At 38.1% G+C, this 15,563-nt stretch carries 24 protein-coding genes; 2 read left to right on the top strand and 22 right to left on the bottom strand.

The window, feature by feature from the left end; translation table 11 throughout:
- The first annotated feature begins 58 nt into the window (after positions 1-58).
- Positions 59-1,531 carry a S10 family peptidase gene (locus BLP81_RS01295; protein ID WP_093364599.1) on the top strand — a complete coding sequence of 491 codons (1,473 nt, stop codon included), beginning with the start codon at positions 59-61 and terminating at the stop codon, positions 1,529-1,531.
- Between the two features lie 72 nt (positions 1,532-1,603).
- On the opposite strand, the gene azu is transcribed toward BLP81_RS01295, so the two are convergent.
- The 3 genes from azu to eno all read right to left on the bottom strand — a co-directional run bounded on the left by azu (position 1,604) and on the right by eno (position 4,856).
- Positions 1,604-2,116, bottom strand: coding sequence for an azurin (gene azu / locus BLP81_RS01290; protein WP_093364596.1), 513 nt, complete (start codon positions 2,114-2,116; stop codon positions 1,604-1,606).
- A 22-nt stretch (positions 2,117-2,138) separates the two neighbouring features.
- Entirely contained in the window at positions 2,139-3,419 is a 1,281-nt protein-coding gene (locus BLP81_RS01285) for a citrate synthase (protein ID WP_093364594.1), read from the bottom strand.
- Positions 3,420-3,563: 144 nt separating this feature from the next.
- Positions 3,564-4,856 (bottom strand): phosphopyruvate hydratase, encoded by a 1,293-nt coding sequence (eno, locus tag BLP81_RS01280; protein ID WP_093364591.1) that lies wholly within the window; start codon positions 4,854-4,856, stop codon positions 3,564-3,566.
- A gap of 215 nt (positions 4,857-5,071) precedes the next feature.
- Here eno and BLP81_RS01275 point away from each other — a divergent pair, with 215 nt between their 5' ends.
- Positions 5,072-5,617 (top strand): fasciclin domain-containing protein, encoded by a 546-nt coding sequence (locus tag BLP81_RS01275; protein WP_093364588.1) that lies wholly within the window; start codon positions 5,072-5,074, stop codon positions 5,615-5,617.
- 48 nt (positions 5,618-5,665) lie between these two features.
- Here the strand turns inward: BLP81_RS01275 and carA are convergent, their stop codons facing one another.
- The 19 genes from carA to rplN all read right to left on the bottom strand — a co-directional run bounded on the left by carA (position 5,666) and on the right by rplN (position 15,563).
- Positions 5,666-6,784 (bottom strand): glutamine-hydrolyzing carbamoyl-phosphate synthase small subunit, encoded by a 1,119-nt coding sequence (gene carA, locus BLP81_RS01270; protein WP_093364586.1) that lies wholly within the window; start codon positions 6,782-6,784, stop codon positions 5,666-5,668.
- A gap of 73 nt (positions 6,785-6,857) precedes the next feature.
- Positions 6,858-7,343 carry a 50S ribosomal protein L17 gene (rplQ, locus tag BLP81_RS01265; protein ID WP_093364583.1) on the bottom strand — a complete coding sequence of 162 codons (486 nt, stop codon included), beginning with the start codon at positions 7,341-7,343 and terminating at the stop codon, positions 6,858-6,860.
- A gap of 27 nt (positions 7,344-7,370) precedes the next feature.
- Positions 7,371-8,363: a DNA-directed RNA polymerase subunit alpha gene (locus tag BLP81_RS01260; protein WP_093364580.1), complete on the bottom strand. Its 993-nt coding sequence runs from the start codon at positions 8,361-8,363 to the stop codon at positions 7,371-7,373.
- Between the two features lie 21 nt (positions 8,364-8,384).
- The gene (rpsD, locus tag BLP81_RS01255) at positions 8,385-8,990 is read right to left on the bottom strand and encodes a 30S ribosomal protein S4 (RefSeq protein WP_093364578.1); all 606 of its coding nucleotides are present in this window, start codon (positions 8,988-8,990) and stop codon (positions 8,385-8,387) included.
- Between the two features lie 75 nt (positions 8,991-9,065).
- Positions 9,066-9,449: a 30S ribosomal protein S11 gene (gene rpsK / locus BLP81_RS01250; protein ID WP_093364575.1), complete on the bottom strand. Its 384-nt coding sequence runs from the start codon at positions 9,447-9,449 to the stop codon at positions 9,066-9,068.
- A 9-nt stretch (positions 9,450-9,458) separates the two neighbouring features.
- The gene (gene rpsM, locus BLP81_RS01245; protein WP_093364572.1) at positions 9,459-9,833 is read right to left on the bottom strand and encodes a 30S ribosomal protein S13; all 375 of its coding nucleotides are present in this window, start codon (positions 9,831-9,833) and stop codon (positions 9,459-9,461) included.
- 2 nt (positions 9,834-9,835) lie between these two features.
- Positions 9,836-9,952, bottom strand: coding sequence for a type B 50S ribosomal protein L36 (gene ykgO / locus BLP81_RS01240; RefSeq protein ID WP_015361145.1), 117 nt, complete (start codon positions 9,950-9,952; stop codon positions 9,836-9,838).
- A gap of 5 nt (positions 9,953-9,957) precedes the next feature.
- Positions 9,958-10,173, bottom strand: coding sequence for a translation initiation factor IF-1 (infA, locus tag BLP81_RS01235; protein WP_093364570.1), 216 nt, complete (start codon positions 10,171-10,173; stop codon positions 9,958-9,960).
- Between the two features lie 2 nt (positions 10,174-10,175).
- Positions 10,176-11,516 (bottom strand): preprotein translocase subunit SecY, encoded by a 1,341-nt coding sequence (gene secY / locus BLP81_RS01230; protein ID WP_093364568.1) that lies wholly within the window; start codon positions 11,514-11,516, stop codon positions 10,176-10,178.
- Between the two features lie 11 nt (positions 11,517-11,527).
- Entirely contained in the window at positions 11,528-11,980 is a 453-nt protein-coding gene (gene rplO, locus BLP81_RS01225) for a 50S ribosomal protein L15 (RefSeq protein WP_093364566.1), read from the bottom strand.
- Between the two features lie 4 nt (positions 11,981-11,984).
- Positions 11,985-12,167, bottom strand: a complete 183-nt coding sequence (gene rpmD, locus BLP81_RS01220; RefSeq protein ID WP_093364563.1) for a 50S ribosomal protein L30 — start codon at positions 12,165-12,167, stop codon at positions 11,985-11,987.
- A 10-nt stretch (positions 12,168-12,177) separates the two neighbouring features.
- Positions 12,178-12,702 carry a 30S ribosomal protein S5 gene (rpsE, locus tag BLP81_RS01215; protein ID WP_093364561.1) on the bottom strand — a complete coding sequence of 175 codons (525 nt, stop codon included), beginning with the start codon at positions 12,700-12,702 and terminating at the stop codon, positions 12,178-12,180.
- Between the two features lie 3 nt (positions 12,703-12,705).
- Positions 12,706-13,062: a 50S ribosomal protein L18 gene (gene rplR, locus BLP81_RS01210; protein WP_093364558.1), complete on the bottom strand. Its 357-nt coding sequence runs from the start codon at positions 13,060-13,062 to the stop codon at positions 12,706-12,708.
- Between the two features lie 2 nt (positions 13,063-13,064).
- Positions 13,065-13,607 carry a 50S ribosomal protein L6 gene (gene rplF / locus BLP81_RS01205; RefSeq protein WP_093364556.1) on the bottom strand — a complete coding sequence of 181 codons (543 nt, stop codon included), beginning with the start codon at positions 13,605-13,607 and terminating at the stop codon, positions 13,065-13,067.
- A gap of 18 nt (positions 13,608-13,625) precedes the next feature.
- Positions 13,626-14,024, bottom strand: coding sequence for a 30S ribosomal protein S8 (gene rpsH, locus BLP81_RS01200; RefSeq protein WP_093364553.1), 399 nt, complete (start codon positions 14,022-14,024; stop codon positions 13,626-13,628).
- A gap of 22 nt (positions 14,025-14,046) precedes the next feature.
- A complete protein-coding gene (rpsN, locus tag BLP81_RS01195; protein ID WP_093364550.1) occupies positions 14,047-14,316 on the bottom strand; it encodes a 30S ribosomal protein S14 in 270 nt (89 codons plus the stop codon).
- Positions 14,317-14,318: 2 nt separating this feature from the next.
- Positions 14,319-14,870, bottom strand: coding sequence for a 50S ribosomal protein L5 (gene rplE, locus BLP81_RS01190; protein WP_093364548.1), 552 nt, complete (start codon positions 14,868-14,870; stop codon positions 14,319-14,321).
- 2 nt (positions 14,871-14,872) lie between these two features.
- Positions 14,873-15,184 (bottom strand): 50S ribosomal protein L24, encoded by a 312-nt coding sequence (gene rplX / locus BLP81_RS01185; RefSeq protein ID WP_093364545.1) that lies wholly within the window; start codon positions 15,182-15,184, stop codon positions 14,873-14,875.
- A 10-nt stretch (positions 15,185-15,194) separates the two neighbouring features.
- Entirely contained in the window at positions 15,195-15,563 is a 369-nt protein-coding gene (gene rplN, locus BLP81_RS01180; protein ID WP_093364542.1) for a 50S ribosomal protein L14, read from the bottom strand.

The following is a 15,563-nucleotide window of genomic DNA, read 5'->3' as shown; positions in this document are numbered from 1 at the left end:
AGACTTATTGTAGATAATTATAAATGCCTTAATTATATTAGGGCAAAAATTTATAAACATGAAAAAAATACTAGCCTTTATTACAATTTTAAGTTCAACTCTAGCTTTCTCACAAGCTGTTGAATTCAAGGTTGATGAAACGGTGATTACAACTCATGAGGTCACCATCGACGGAGAAAAAATTAAGTATACAGCAGAAACCGGGATGCAACCCGTTTGGGATGAGCAAGGAGATCCTATTGCAGGTTTACAATTTACTTACTACAAAGTAGGAGATAACAAGGATCGCCCTTTGGTTATCTCTTTCAATGGGGGACCTGGTTCTGCCTCTGTCTGGATGCACTTAGCCTATACCGGACCAAGAACCTTAAACATTAGTGACGAAGGTTTCCCCGTTCAGCCTTACGGCTATAAAGAAAATCCATACAGCATTTTGGATGTTGCCGATATTGTGTACGTCAACCCGGTCAATACCGGTCACTCAAGACCAGTACTGGATGAAAAAGGAAATTTTGACAAGGAAACTTTTTTTGGAGTGAATGCAGATATCGAGTATTTAGCGGAATGGATCAACACCTTTGTGTCCAGAAAAGACAAATGGCTTGCTCCAAAATACCTTATTGGGGAAAGTTACGGTACCACGCGTGTATCAGGACTTGCCAATGAACTTCAAAATTCACACTGGATGTATATCAACGGGGTTATCCTCGTTTCCCCTACCGAATTGGGAATTGAAAGAGACGGCCCTGTCGAAGTAGCCAACAGGTTACCTTATTTTGCAGCTGCGGCCTGGTATCATGATAAACTCACACCTGAGCTCCAAAGCAAACCCGTTTTAGAGTTGCTGGATGAAGTGGAATACTTTACGATTCAGGAGTTAATTCCGGCACTGACCAAGGGAGGCTTTTTAGATTCTGAACTAAGGATGGAAATGGCTGAAAAAATGTCTTATTATTCTGGCGTAGACGAAAGCATTTATCTTCAAAACAATTTAGAGTTACCCTTTAACGCCTTTTGGAAAACCCTGAAAATCGATGATGGCTATACCGTGGGCAGACTGGACTCCAGATATTTAGGTCTGGATGAAAAAGAAGCTGGAACCCGACCGGATTATAATTCAGAATTAACCTCCTGGCTGCATTCCTTCACCCCGGCTATAAATCATTACTTAAAACATGAACTGAATTACCAGACCGATTTACAGTACAATATGTTTGGGAATGTGTATCCCTGGGAAAGAACACCTAATAATACCGGCAAACAGCTGCGACAGGCCATGGCTCAAAATCCAAGCATGCAGGTGATGATTCAGACCGGATTGTTTGATGGCGCCACAACCTATTTCAATGCCAAATATACCATGTGGCATATCGATGAAAGCGGTAAGATGCAGGATAGGCTTCATTTCAAAACCTATGAAAGCGGACATATGATGTACCTGCGCAGAGATGATCTAAAAGCAGCTAATGAAGATCTCAGAGCATTCATCAAAAACAGTTTACCCAAGGTCAATGCTCCTATAAAATACTAAGGATTTAAGACTACAAGCAAAAACGCCTTTCAGGAGTCCTGAAAGGCGTTTTTAATTCTGTTAATTTAGGAATTACTCTACTATAAAGGTACCTTTCATCAGGGCTACGTGACCTGGAAAACTACAGATATACGTGTACTCTCCCTTTTCCGGAGCTTGAAAAGTAATTTGCGTTTTCTCACCGCCACCAAGCATTTCAGTATGCGCAATTATGGCTTCAGTGTCTCCGGGTATGTATTCGTTTTCTTTGAATTCCACCGCTTTTTGAGCAAACTCCTGCACGTCTGTCCCATTTTTGAGAAGGACAAAATTGTGACCCATGGTTGCCTCGGACATCGTCCCCACATGCTCAAAAGTCAATACCACTTTATCACCGGCATTTACTTTGATCTCAGTCTTGTTATATCGCATCTGGTCATTACCCGTGAGATATACCTTAGAAATACCGTCTTCCTTTACTTCTTTAGGCTCGGAAGAATTGGAGCTGAGTTTTATAGAATTTTCTTTTTTCTCTTCTTTTTTACCTTCCCCACCACAACTTATCAGAAGTGCTGCAGAAAATAATAACATGAATATGTTCTTCATAGTTTAAATTTTAATCTTGAATTTATCTTTTTTCAATAGGCTTCATTTCTCTGTGCGTTTCACCGGTATACACCTGTCTTGGTCTTCCAATAGGCTCTTTCATCAAGCGCATTTCTCTCCATTGTGCAATCCAGCCCGGGAGTCTGCCCAGGGCAAACATCACAGTAAACATATTTGTTGGTATGTCCAGAGCTCTGTAAATAATCCCTGAATAAAAATCAACATTAGGGTATAATTTTCGTTTTACGAAATAGTCATCCTCCAAAGCTTCTTTTTCAAGACCTTTAGCGATATCCAAGACCGGATCCTGAACTCCAAGATTACCCAGAACTTCGTCGGCAGATTTTTTAATGATTTTGGCTCTTGGGTCAAAGTTTTTATAAACTCTGTGACCGAATCCCATCAATCTGAAAGGATCATCTTTATCCTTGGCTTTAGCCATGTATTTTTTGGTATCGCCACCATCTTCCTTGATTCCTTCCAGCATATCTATTACAGCCTGGTTGGCACCTCCATGAAGTGGTCCCCATAAGGCTGAAACACCTGCAGAAATCGAGGCGAATAAACCGGCATGAGAAGAACCTACTATTCTTACGGTAGAGGTAGAACAATTTTGTTCGTGATCTGCGTGTAAGATTAGCAGTTTGTTGAGCGCTGAAGAAACAACCGGGTCAACTTCGTAATCTTCGTTGGGTTTTTTGAACATCATCTTTAAGACATTGTCCACATAACTCAGTTTGTTATCCCCATAATCGAAAGGCTGGCCTTTAGACTTTCTCAAGGCCCAGGCACAAATAACCGGGAATTTAGCAAGCAATTTCACAATCGCCTGATACATGTCTTCTTTCGAATCCACATTGACAGATGAAGGGTTGAAAGCGATCAAGGCACTGGTCAGAGAAGACACAACACCCATAGGATGTGCGGACTTAGGAAATCCGTCAAGGATTTTCTTCATCTCTTCATCAACATGAGATTCTTTTTTAATATCTGCATGAAAGCTGTCCAATTCAGTTTCTGTAGGTAATTCACCAAAGATCAATAAGTAGGCAACTTCCAGAAAAGTAGCATTTTCTGCTAAGTTTTCAATCGCGTAACCTCTATATCTAAGAATACCTTTTTCACCATCCAGAAAGGTGATGGCACTCTCGCAGGAACCCGTGTTTTTAAAACCTCTGTCCAGGGTGATAAGACCTTCTGTAGAACTCCTTAATTTTGAAATATCTATAGCATATTCATCTTCAGTACCTTTAACTACAGGAAAGGAATAATCCTTACCATCAAAATTTATTTTAGCATCCATATAGTGTATTTTTTAATTGATTTGGTTTGATCTACGAAGTTACAAAAAAGGGTCTTAAAAAAGCGTTAACAAACCACTATTAGTGCCTGTTAACGCTTAATCTTAAGTTAATTTAGTAAAAACCCTACAGCTTGCTTTTTGCCGCTACTTTTTGATTTTAAAGGCCTTTAATTTCGGGAAATAAGCATTATCTCCCAATTCCTCTTCTATCCTTAATAACTGATTGTATTTTGCCATACGGTCACTTCTGGAGGCCGAGCCTGTTTTGATCTGACCTGTTGAAAGCGCCACGGCTAAATCTGCAATGGTATTATCTTCAGTTTCACCGGATCTGTGTGACATCACAGAGGTATAACCTGCGTTATGGGCTAAGTTGACGGCTGCGATGGTTTCTGTGAGTGTACCGATTTGATTAACTTTTATCAAGATGGAATTAGCGATATTATTGGTAATTCCTTTCTGAAGGCGTTTTACGTTGGTCACAAAAAGATCATCTCCAACAAGCTGAACCTTATCGCCAATTTTCTCTGTAAGAATTTTCCATCCTTCCCAGTCATCTTCATCCATTCCATCTTCTATAGAAATGATTGGATACTTTTCTGAAAGCTCGGCAAGGTAACTTGCCTGCTCTTCAGAAGACATAGTTTTTGCAGCATCCCCTTCAAATTTCTTGTAATTGTATTTACCGTCTTCATAAAATTCTGCTGCAGCACAATCTAAAGCTATCATCACTTCATCTCCAAATTTATATCCGGCATTTTCAACAGCCAATTTGATAGAATCCAAAGCATCTTCGGTTCCATCGAGTTTTGGAGCAAAACCTCCTTCATCTCCAACTGCAGTGCTTAAATTTCTATCTTTTAAAACTTTTTTCAAATGATGAAAGATTTCAGTCCCCATCTTTAAGGCATGGGTAAAGTTTTCAGCTTTTACAGGCATAACCATAAATTCCTGAAAGGCGATAGGAGCATCACTGTGAGAACCCCCGTTGATGATATTCATCATGGGTACAGGCAAAGTATTTGTAGAAACCCCACCTATGTATCTGTACAGGGGCAGGCTCAATTCATTGGCCGCTGCTTTCGCCGCTGCCAGGGAAACCCCTAAAATAGCATTGGCACCAAGCTTAGACTTATTTTCTGTACCATCCAAATCAATCATGATTTGATCGATTTCAGATTGTTCAAAAACAGAAATCCCCAGAAGATTATCAGCTATCGTTGTATTTACATTCTCAATTGCTTTAGAAACTCCCTTACCCATATAGTCCTTGCCTCCATCTCTTAATTCTACAGCTTCATGCACTCCGGTTGAAGCTCCGGACGGAACTGCAAACCTTCCTAAAGTTCCCGTTTCTGTAACTACATCAACTTCAAGAGCTGGATTTCCTCTGGAGTCAAATATTTGTCTTGCGTGTATGTCTAAAATTGCACTCATTTTTATATATATTTTGATTTATTGCAATTTACGAAATTTAAGTTTACTTAAATCATTTCCTATACAGCAGAGCAACGACTGGAACGTTATAGTTGATTAATAATATTAAGAAAATTACTATTGAATCACTTACAATGTCTAGTTAAATAATGAGAATTTAAAAACCATAGCTGTCTTACTTACGTACATTTAAGCAACATATAAAAATAAATGCTATGAAAAATTTAAAAATGCAACTGGTATTGATTATGAGTGTACTGGTAACCACGCTGTCTTATGCTCAAACCAAAATGGTAGGAGGCGCAGAAATGTATCCGAGCAAGAACATCGTTGAGAATGCAGTGAATTCGAAAGATCACACCACGTTGGTAGCTGCCGTAAAAGCGGCAGAACTTGTTGAAACCTTATCCAGTGAGGGACCTTTTACAGTGTTTGCCCCTACCAACGAAGCTTTTAGAAATCTCCCGGAAGGCACTGTGGCTAGTTTGCTAAAGCAAGAAAACAAAGAGCAACTACAGACGGTATTAACCTATCACGTGATTGCCGGAAAATTTAATGCTAAAGATGTTATTGCTGCTATTCAGAACGGCGGAGGTGAAGCTGAGCTCAAGACCGTAAGCGGAGGTATCCTTACCGCTATGCTGGATGATGGTAAGGTGAAAATTATGGATTCCAAGGGCAATGTAGCCACCGTAACGGTAACAGATGTCAATCAATCCAATGGTGTAATTCACGTCTTAGATACTGTCTTATTACCTTAATTTGAGATTGACTGAAATAAAAAAAGTGGGCATTTGCCCACTTTTTTTTTATGCTCCAATTTTATGAGTTGTCATCATATCGAAAAAGTCGTCAAATAAATAGGTGGCATCATTCGGACCAGGTCCTGCTTCAGGATGGTACTGTACAGAAAAACAGGGTCTGTCTTTTATACGGATACCTGCTACAGAATGGTCGTTGAGATGAATGTGGGATATTTCAACTTTCGAATTGCTCACTGTAGCATCTTTATCAATCGTAAACCCATGATTTTGTGAGGTGATTTCACTTTTACCTGTTTTCAAATTTTGAATAGGATGGTTGATACCCCGGTGGCCATTGTGCATTTTGAAGGTAGGTATTCCTACCGACAAGGCCATAATCTGATGACCGAGACAAATGCCAAATGTTGGCATTTCATGTTCAATACACTGCTTTGCCAACTCAATGGCAGAAGTCAGAGGTTCGGGATCTCCTGGGCCGTTGGAGATGACAATTCCCGTAGGATCCCATTCCATTAGATCTTCAAAGGAAGAATCATATGGAAATACTTTTATGAATCCCCCACGATCCGCAAGCCGTCTTAAGATATTTTGTTTAGTTCCCAGATCCAAAACAGCAATTCTATGATCGGAGGATTTATCGCCCAAGGTATAAGCCTCCTTGGTGGATACTTTTGAAGCCAATTCCAGACCCTTCATCGAAGGATGCTGACTAAGCTCTTCCATCAGAGTTTCCAGGTTTTCAGTATCAGTTGACATAATAGCATTCATCGCCCCGTGTTTTCTGATATGAGAAACCAAAGCTCTGGTATCCACATCAAAGATAACCGGCAAATGGGCTTCATCAAGAAAGGATTCCAGGGATGAATCAGAATTGACCCGAGACGGGGTAAATGAAAAGTTCTTGCAGATCAGGCCCGATATTTTAACAGAATCGGATTCGCCTTCATCGGAATTGGTTCCGTAATTACCAATATGAGCATTGGCAGTCACCATGATTTGACCAAAATAAGAAGGGTCTGTAAAAATTTCCTGATAGCCCGTCATTCCGGTGTTGAAACAGATTTCTCCTAATCTGTTGGAAGTGAATTTCTCGGTTGTTTTTCCATGAAAAACAGTTCCATCGGCAAGAAGAAGGACGGCTGGTGTTTTTAGATTGTATTTCATAAGGGTAAATATAAAAAAAGGGACAAACTAGTAAAAGTTTATCCCTTTGATTGATAATAATATGTGTGAAGTATTAAGCTTCATCTGTTTTAGTTTCAGAATCGTTTGAAGTATCTTCTGCTTGGTCTTCAACTTTTACTTTCTTACCAGCACGTCTGGTAGATTTCTTTTTAGCTTGTTTTTCGCCAGGTGTGTAAACCTCATTAAAGTCCACCAATTCGATCATTGCCATTTCAGCGGCATCACCTAACCTATTACCGAGTTTAATGATACGGGTATACCCTCCTGGACGATCTCCTACTTTGGGAGCTACTTCTCTAAAAAGTTCAGCAACCATATACTTGTCTTTCAGTTTAGAAAAAACCAAACGACGATTATGGGTAGTGTCCAATTTAGATTTAGTAATTAACGGCTCTACAAACTGTCTCAAAGCTTTAGCCTTGGCCACAGTCGTATTTATTCTTTTATGCTCAATTAGGGAACAGGCCATGTTAGAAAGCATCGCTTTTCTATGTGAGGTAGTTCTTCCTAAATGATTAAATTTCTTTCTATGTCTCATGATTAATGTATTTTGAGCTTAACAAAGCTAGTCTTTGTCAAGTTTATATTTTGAAAGATCCATTCCAAAGTCCAGACCTTTATTTTCAACAAGTTCTTCTAGTTCAGTAAGTGATTTTTTACCGAAGTTTCTAAACTTCATCAAATCGCTTTTGTTGTGAGATACCAAATCCCCTAAAGTTTCAACTTCTGCTGCTTTTAGGCAATTCAATGCTCTAACAGATAGATCAAGATCTACAAGTTTGGTCTTAAGCAACTGTCTCATATGAAGGGATTCTTCATCATAAGTTTCTGCCTGAGACATTTCTTCAGTTTCTAAGGTGATTCTCTCATCGGAGAACAGCATAAAGTGATGAATTAGAGTCTTGGCCGCTTCGGTTAAGGCATCCTTAGGATGGATTGAACCGTCACTGCTTATCTCGAAAACCAATTTTTCATAATCGGTTTTTTGCTCAACTCTAAAGTTCTCGATGCTATACTTTACATTTTTAATCGGTGTAAAGACAGAATCAGTGAAAATTGTACCGATAGGTGCTTTAGAGGTTTTATTTTCTTCAGCCGGAACGTAACCTCTACCCTTTTGAACTGTAAGTTCTAAGTTTAGAGATACTTTTTTATCCATGGTACAGATTTCTAAATCTGGGTTTAGAATATCAAATCCGGTAAGGTATTTTTGAAAATCACCTGCGGTCATTTTCTCATTTCCTGAGAAAGAAATGGAAACGGTTTCGTTGTCCACATCTTCAGCTCTTTTCTTGAACCGTATTTGTTTTAGATTTAATATGATTTCAGTAACATCTTCAACAACTCCTTCTATTGTAGAGAATTCGTGATCAACTCCTTCTATTCTTACTGATGTGATTGCAAAACCTTCCAACGATGATAACAGCACCCTACGCAAAGCGTTACCTACTGTTAGACCGTATCCAGGTTCTAATGGTCTAAATTCGAAAGTGCCCTCAAAATCGGTAGAATCGATCATGATAACTTTATCGGGCTTTTGAAAATTAAATAATGCCATAAATTTGAGTGTTGTCAGTTATTATTTAGAGTACAATTCAACGATGAATTGCTCATTAATTTTTTCAGGAATCTGAGATCTTTCCGGTATGGTTACAAATGTACCTTCCATTTTTTCACCATTCCATGTCATCCATTCATGAACAGATTTATTATTTGAAAGAGATTCTTGGATTACATTAAGAGACTTTGACTTTTCTCTTATTCCAACAACATCATTAGGCTTTACTTGGTAGGATGGTATGTTTACTAGCTCTCCATTTACTGTGATGTGCTTGTGCGAAACCAATTGTCTAGCCGAACTTCTAGATGGAGCGATGCCCAATCTAAACGCAACATTGTCTAATCTGGATTCACATAATTGAAGTAGAATCTCACCGGTAATTCCGGTAGATCTATTTGCTTTATTAAACATATTACGGAATTGCTTTTCTAAAATACCATAGGTATATTTAGCTTTTTGCTTTTCCATCAACTGAACAGCGTACTCAGACTTCTTGCCTCTTCTTCTGTTATTCCCGTGCTGTCCAGGAGGGTAATTTCTTTTTTCGAAAGACTTGTCGTCGCCAAAAATGGCTTCTCCAAATTTTCTTGCTATTTTGGTTTTAGGACCGGTATATCTTGCCATTGTTAAGTGTTTATTATATCTCTATTATGAATTAAGGTCTTATCCTTCGATAATAGTAATACGGATTATTTATAATTAGACTCTTCTGCGTTTTGGAGGTCTGCATCCATTGTGTGGTATTGGCGTTACATCGATAATCTCCGTAACTTCGATACCTGAATTATGCAAAGATCTGATAGCGGATTCTCTTCCGTTTCCAGGACCTTTCACATAAACTTTTACTTTACGCAAACCTGCTTCGTGTGCAACTTTACTCGCATCTTCAGCAGATAATTGTGCAGCATAAGGAGTGTTCTTTTTACTACCTCTAAAGCCCATCTTACCAGAAGATGACCAGGAAATAATATCGCCGTTTTTGTTGGTTAACGAAACGATGATATTATTGAAAGAGGCAGAAATATGAGCTTCGCCATATGCATCTACAACTACTTTACGTTTTTTTGTTGTTGACTTTGCCATTTTTACTTATTATTTAGTTACTTTTTTCTTGTTAGCAACTGTTTTTCTTCTTCCTTTTCTTGTACGGGAGTTGTTTTTAGTTCTTTGACCTCTCAATGGAAGTCCAGTTCTATGTCTTATTCCTCTGTAGCAACCAATATCCATCAATCGCTTGATGTTGATTTGCACTTCAGATCTCAACTCGCCTTCAATAGTAAATTTCCCAACTTCTTCTCTGATCTTACCGATCTGATCATCATCCCAGTCTGAGACTTTGGTACTTTCATCTACACCGGTATTCTTAAGAATTTTTTGAGCTCTGCTCTTTCCGATTCCGAAGATATAGGTTAAAGCTATAACTCCGCGCTTTTGTTTTGGTATATCTACACCTGCAATTCTAGCCATAATTATCCTTGTCTTTGTTTAAATTTAGGATTCTTTTTGTTGATGACATAAAGACGTCCTTTTCTACGAACGATCTTACAATCAGCACTTCTCTTTTTTATTGATGCTCTTACTTTCATAGTATTTAATATCTATAGGTTATACGAGCCTTGGATAAATCGTAAGGACTCATTTCTAATTTTACTTTATCACCTGGTAAAAGTTTGATATAGTGCATTCTCATCTTACCAGATATATGAGCAGTAACAATATGCTCATTCTCAAGTTCTACACGAAACATTGCATTAGACAATGCTTCAATAATAGTTCCATCTTGTTCTATCGAGGGTTGTTTTGCCATAATTATGCGACTGCTTTTCTATTTTTACCAGATTTCATTAATCCATCGTAATGTCTATTCAAAAGAAACGAATTCACTTGTTGAATTGTATCAATGGCCACGCCTACCATAATAAGCAGGGAAGTACCTCCAAAGAAGAGTGCCCAGCCTTGCTGAACATTCAAAAGTGATACCACGACTGCAGGAAATACTGCAATCATTGCCAAAAATACAGATCCGGGTAAAGTGATTTGTGACATAATCCTATCCAGGTATTCTGCAGTTTCGGAACCCGGTCTTATCCCAGGAATAAAACCTCCACTTCGTTTCAGATCTTCTGCCATTTTATTAGTAGGCACCGTAATCGCCGTATAGAAATAAGTAAATACGATAATCAGAAGAGCAAACACCAAATTATACCAGAAACCAAAAATATTTTGGAATGCAGCTGTGATACCCTGAGCCATTTCAGTATCTGATAAACCAGCTACTGCGGCAGGAATAAACATAATAGCCTGGGCAAAAATGATAGGCATAACACCAGAGGCATTCAACTTTAGGGGAATAAACTGTCTGGCACCGCCAATAGACGCTTTCTCAAATTTACCTGAGGCATTCTTTCGGGCATATTGGACAGGTATCTGTCTTACAGCTCTTACCAGCATAATAGAAGCAAGAATTATAACAAACCAGATTACCAGTTCGACTAATATTAAGATCAAACCTCCATTAGATTCAAATACTCTAGAAACAAATTCCTGAATAAAAGCCTGAGGAAGTGTGGCTATAATACCAACCATGATCAATAATGAAATTCCGTTACCTATGCCTTTATCTGTAATTTTCTCACCTAACCACATCGCAAAAATACATCCTGTAGTTAAAATAATTACAGATGAAGCGACGAAGGTAAATGTGCTATCCATCAAAAATGCAGAGGGAGGCAAAGTATTATAAAGATTAATGATGTAACCGGGACCTTGAACTAAAGTGATCGCAATGGTCAGCCATCTTGTAATCTGTGTAATCTTCTTTCTTCCACTATCGCCTTCTTTTTGAAGTTTTTGAAGATAAGGAATAGCAATCGTCATCAATTGAACAACAATGGAAGCAGAAATATAAGGCATGATCCCTAATGCAAAAACTGAGGCATTAGAAAATGCACCACCTGTGAAAGCGTTGAGTAAACCAAGAATTCCACTATCGGTTTGGGAAGATAAACTAGCCAATTGAGCAGCATCAATTCCAGGTAATACGATTTGAGCACCAAATCTGTAAACCAGCAACAAACCTAAAGTGAGAAGAATTCGATTTTTCAATTCTTCTATTTTCCAAATATTCTTTAATGTTTCAAAAAACTTCATAAGGTGATGAGTTAAATAGTGATAGCTTCTCCACCAGCTGCTTCAATTGCAGATTTTGCTGAAGCGGAAAATTTGTGTGCAGAAACTTTCAATTTTGCTTTCAATTCACCTCTACCTAAAACTTTAAGAGGCAGGTTTTTATTGATTTGATCCATAGCGTGTAAGGTACCAAAATCCACAGCGTTTGAAATAGACTTATTGTCCACCAATTCCTGTAGACGATCCAAATTGATCGTTTGATACTCAACTCTGTTCGGATTTGTAAATCCAAATTTAGGAACACGTCTTTGCAACGGCATTTGTCCACCTTCGAAGCCAATCTTTCTAGAATAACCAGAACGGGATTTTGCTCCTTTATGTCCTCTACCAGCTGTTCCTCCATTTCCAGTACCTTCACCTCTTCCGAGTCTTTTGGTTGTGGTTTTTACAGAACCTTTGGCAGGTTTTAAATTGTGTAATTCCATAATATTAATTTATTTCTTGTACAGAAACTAAATGTTTAACTTTATTAATCATACCCATCAAAGAATCTGAAACTTCAAATTCGTTGGACTGGCCGATTTTTCTCAAACCCATCGCTTCTAAAGTAAGCTTCTGGTTTTTTGGTCGCTTGATAGCGCTCTTGGTTTTTGTAACTTTAATTTTAGCCATAATAAGGGTCTTAACCATTAAATAATTTCTCGAGGGTAATTCCTCTTTGTCTAGCGATCTGCTCTGCACCTCTCAATTTCAAAAGGGCATCAAAAGTAGCTTTCACCATGTTATGCGGGTTAGATGAACCTTGGTTCTTCGAAAGAACATCATGAACTCCTACAGCTTCCAAAACCATACGTGTTGGTCCACCGGCAATCACACCAGTACCTTCTGAAGCAGGCAGTAAGAAAACTCTTGCTCCACCATACTTTCCTAACTGCTCATGTGGCAAGGTAGATTTATACAGAGGAATTCTGACTAAGTTTTTCTTAGCATCTTCTACAGCTTTAGAAATAGCGTCGGCAACCTCTTTAGATTTGCCAAGACCCTGTCCTACTACACCGTTTTCATCACCTACAACAACAATAGCAGAAAAACCAAATGCTCTACCACCTTTTGTAACTTTAGTAACACGTTGAACTCCAACTAGACGATCTTTAAGATCCAGTCCACCTGGTTTTACTGTTTCAACATTTTTATAATCTTGATACATATTTTAAAATTTTAAGCCTCCTTTACGAGCACCTTCGGCTAATGATTTTACTCTTCCGTGGTATAAATAACCACCTCTATCAAAAGAAATTGAATCTATATTTTTATCCAGTGCTTTTTTAGCAATGGCTTCACCAACAACAACAGAAGCCTCAGACTTTGTTTTGTCGGTAACATCAATTTCTTTATCTCTTGAAGATGCTGAAGCTAGTGTAACTCCATTGACATCATCAATCAATTGCGCATAGATGTCATTATTACTTCTGAACACGGAAAGCCTGGGCTTAGCCGGAGTTCCGGTAATTGTTTTTCTAACACGCTTGCGTATCTTAAGTCTTCTTTTTTCTTTAGAAAATCCCATAATTAAGCTGATTTACCTGCTTTTCTTCTTATATATTCACCTACGTATCTGATACCTTTTCCTTTGTAAGGCTCAGGTCGTCTAAATGAACGAATTTTAGCAGCTACTTGTGAAACAAGTTGTTTGTCAAATGACGATAATTTTATAATCGGATTCTTACCTTTTTCTGAAATAGTTTCCAACTTTACTTCAGGCGCCAAATCTATAACAATGTTATGAGAAAAGCCAACAGCGATATCTAATTTTTGACCTTGATTGGAAGCTCTGTAACCAACTCCTACAAGTTCAAGTTCCTTAGTAAAGCCCTCAGTAACACCTTCGATCATATTGTATACAAGAGATCTGTATAAACCATGCTTGGCTTTGTGTGTTTTCCTATCTGAAGGTCTTTCAAAACTGATTTCATTGTCCTCAATTTTGATGGTAATCTCACTGAAAGTTTGTTTCAACTCGCCAAGCTTACCCTTTACTGTAATAGTATCATCTGTTAAATCGACTGTAACGCCTTCTGGAATACTAACTGGACTGTAACCTATTCTTGACATAATTTTTGTCTTTTTATATTAGTATACGTAACAAAGGATTTCACCTCCAACATGCTCTCTCTGAGCTTGTTTTCCTGTCATCACTCCTTTAGAAGTAGAGACGATAGAAATACCCAAGCCATTAAGCACTCTTGGAATATCATCTGAACCGGAATATTTTCTCAAGCCAGGTTTACTTACTCTCTGTAATTTCTTGATTACAGGATCGTTTGTAAACTTGTCGTATTTTAAGGCTATCTTGATGACACCCTGGGTCTCATCATCGATAAACTTATAGCTCAGGATATATCCTTGATCGAACAATATTTTTGTGATTTCCTTCTTTAGGTTAGAAGCCGGTATTTCAACAACTCTATGAGATGCTAAAACTGCGTTTCTAACTCTAGTTAAATAATCTGCAACTGGATCAATATTCATTTTATTGCATTTTTTAAATTAATTACCAACTTGCTTTTTTAACCCCCGGGATAAGACCTTGATTGGCCATCTCTCTAAATGTAACTCTAGAAAGTCCAAATTGTCTCATATACCCCCTTGGTCTACCTGTAAGCTTACATCGATTATGCAGTCTCACAGGAGAAGCATTCTTCGGTAGTTTTTGTAAAGCTTCAAAATCTCCAGCCTCTTTCAAAGCCTTTCTTTTCTCAGCATATTTCTCAACCATTTTCTGGCGTTTCACCTCACGGGCTTTCATTGATTCCTTTGCCATAATTATTTCTTTTTAAATGGTAATCCCAATTCGGTTAATAATGATTTTGCTTCCTGATCAGTATCTGCTGTAGTCACAAAACTTATATCCATCCCTGAGATTCTATTCACTTTATCAATGTTTATTTCAGGAAAAATAATTTGTTCAGTAATACCCAGGTTGTAATTTCCTCTACCATCAAATCCATCTGGATTGATACCGTTGAAATCTCTAACTCGTGGTAATGCCGATGTAATTAATCTATCCAAAAACTCATACATTCTATAGCCACGAAGAGTTACTTTAACACCAATTGGCATTCCCTTTCTTAATTTGAAAGAAGCAACATCCTTTTTTGACATAGTCTGAACAGCTTTCTGGCCAGTGATCATAGAAAATTCTTCGATAGAGTGATCTATCAATTTTTTATCTGCGATAGCTGCGCCAACACCTCTACTCAAAACGATTTTCTTGAGTCTTGGAACTTCCATAGTATTTGAATAACTATACTCTTCTCGAAGAGCCGGAAGTATTTTGCTGTTGTATTCCTCTTTTAATCTTGGTACGTAACTCATAATTAAATCACTTCATTTGTTTTCTTAGCAACTCTTACTTTCTTGCCATCTTCTATTTTAGTTCCAAGTCTTGTCGTCTCTCCATCCTTAGTGATAAGAGACAGATTTGAAATATGTATAGGAGCTTCTTTCTTAGTAATTCCACCTTGTGGATTTGTTGCAGAGGGCTTTTGGTGTTTAGAAATCATATTGACTTCCTCAACGATAGCCTTATCTTTTTTTACAAGTATATCTAGTACTTTACCTTCTTTTCCTTTATGATCTCCAGCGATTACTCTTACTTGATCACCTTTTTTAATTCTACTTCTTTTCATCATGATAGATTTAAAGCACCTCAGGTGCAAGTGAAACAATTTTCATAAACTGGTTTTCACGAAGTTCTTTGGCAACTGGTCCAAATACACGTGTACCTCTCATTTCTCCTGTTGGGTTTAACAAAACACAGGCGTTGTCGTCGAAGCGAATGTAAGATCCATCCGGACGTCTTACCTCTTTGCTTGTTCTGACAACTACAGCCGTAGAAACAGCACCTTTCTTTATGCTCCCATTTGGAGTAGCTTCTTTAACGCTGACTACAACTTTATCGCCAACCGAAGCATATCTTCTATTCGTACCCCCAAGGACACGAATAACTAAAACTGATTTAGCACCAGTGTTGTCTGCTACTTTTAATCTTGATTCTTGTTGTACCAT

The sequence above is a fragment of the Psychroflexus sediminis genome (assembly GCF_900099815.1).
GTDB classification, from domain to species: domain Bacteria; phylum Bacteroidota; class Bacteroidia; order Flavobacteriales; family Flavobacteriaceae; genus Psychroflexus; species Psychroflexus sediminis.
Note: the sequence above shows the minus strand (reverse complement) of the source record. Positions and strands in the feature narration are given on the sequence as shown.

Coding starts and splice junctions, on each gene's coding strand:
- BLP81_RS01295 (WP_093364599.1), top strand. CDS start 59: ATGAAAAAAATACTAGCCTTTATTACAATTTTAAGTTCAACTCTAGCT.
- azu (WP_093364596.1), bottom strand. CDS start 2,116: ATGAAGAACATATTCATGTTATTATTTTCTGCAGCACTTCTGATAAGT.
- BLP81_RS01285 (WP_093364594.1), bottom strand. CDS start 3,419: ATGGATGCTAAAATAAATTTTGATGGTAAGGATTATTCCTTTCCTGTA.
- eno (WP_093364591.1), bottom strand. CDS start 4,856: ATGAGTGCAATTTTAGACATACACGCAAGACAAATATTTGACTCCAGA.
- BLP81_RS01275 (WP_093364588.1), top strand. CDS start 5,072: ATGAAAAATTTAAAAATGCAACTGGTATTGATTATGAGTGTACTGGTA.
- carA (WP_093364586.1), bottom strand. CDS start 6,784: ATGAAATACAATCTAAAAACACCAGCCGTCCTTCTTCTTGCCGATGGA.
- rplQ (WP_093364583.1), bottom strand. CDS start 7,343: ATGAGACATAGAAAGAAATTTAATCATTTAGGAAGAACTACCTCACAT.
- BLP81_RS01260 (WP_093364580.1), bottom strand. CDS start 8,363: ATGGCATTATTTAATTTTCAAAAGCCCGATAAAGTTATCATGATCGAT.
- rpsD (WP_093364578.1), bottom strand. CDS start 8,990: ATGGCAAGATATACCGGTCCTAAAACCAAAATAGCAAGAAAATTTGGA.
- rpsK (WP_093364575.1), bottom strand. CDS start 9,449: ATGGCAAAGTCAACAACAAAAAAACGTAAAGTAGTTGTAGATGCATAT.
- rpsM (WP_093364572.1), bottom strand. CDS start 9,833: ATGGCTAGAATTGCAGGTGTAGATATACCAAAACAAAAGCGCGGAGTT.
- ykgO (WP_015361145.1), bottom strand. CDS start 9,952: ATGAAAGTAAGAGCATCAATAAAAAAGAGAAGTGCTGATTGTAAGATC.
- infA (WP_093364570.1), bottom strand. CDS start 10,173: ATGGCAAAACAACCCTCGATAGAACAAGATGGAACTATTATTGAAGCA.
- secY (WP_093364568.1), bottom strand. CDS start 11,516: ATGAAGTTTTTTGAAACATTAAAGAATATTTGGAAAATAGAAGAATTG.
- rplO (WP_093364566.1), bottom strand. CDS start 11,980: ATGGAATTACACAATTTAAAACCTGCCAAAGGTTCTGTAAAAACCACA.
- rpmD (WP_093364563.1), bottom strand. CDS start 12,167: ATGGCTAAAATTAAAGTTACAAAAACCAAGAGCGCTATCAAGCGACCA.
- rpsE (WP_093364561.1), bottom strand. CDS start 12,702: ATGTATCAAGATTATAAAAATGTTGAAACAGTAAAACCAGGTGGACTG.
- rplR (WP_093364558.1), bottom strand. CDS start 13,062: ATGGGATTTTCTAAAGAAAAAAGAAGACTTAAGATACGCAAGCGTGTT.
- rplF (WP_093364556.1), bottom strand. CDS start 13,607: ATGTCAAGAATAGGTTACAGTCCAGTTAGTATTCCAGAAGGCGTTACA.
- rpsH (WP_093364553.1), bottom strand. CDS start 14,024: ATGAATATTGATCCAGTTGCAGATTATTTAACTAGAGTTAGAAACGCA.
- rpsN (WP_093364550.1), bottom strand. CDS start 14,316: ATGGCAAAGGAATCAATGAAAGCCCGTGAGGTGAAACGCCAGAAAATG.
- rplE (WP_093364548.1), bottom strand. CDS start 14,870: ATGAGTTACGTACCAAGATTAAAAGAGGAATACAACAGCAAAATACTT.
- rplX (WP_093364545.1), bottom strand. CDS start 15,184: ATGAAAAGAAGTAGAATTAAAAAAGGTGATCAAGTAAGAGTAATCGCT.
- rplN (WP_093364542.1), bottom strand. CDS start 15,563: ATGGTACAACAAGAATCAAGATTAAAAGTAGCAGACAACACTGGTGCT.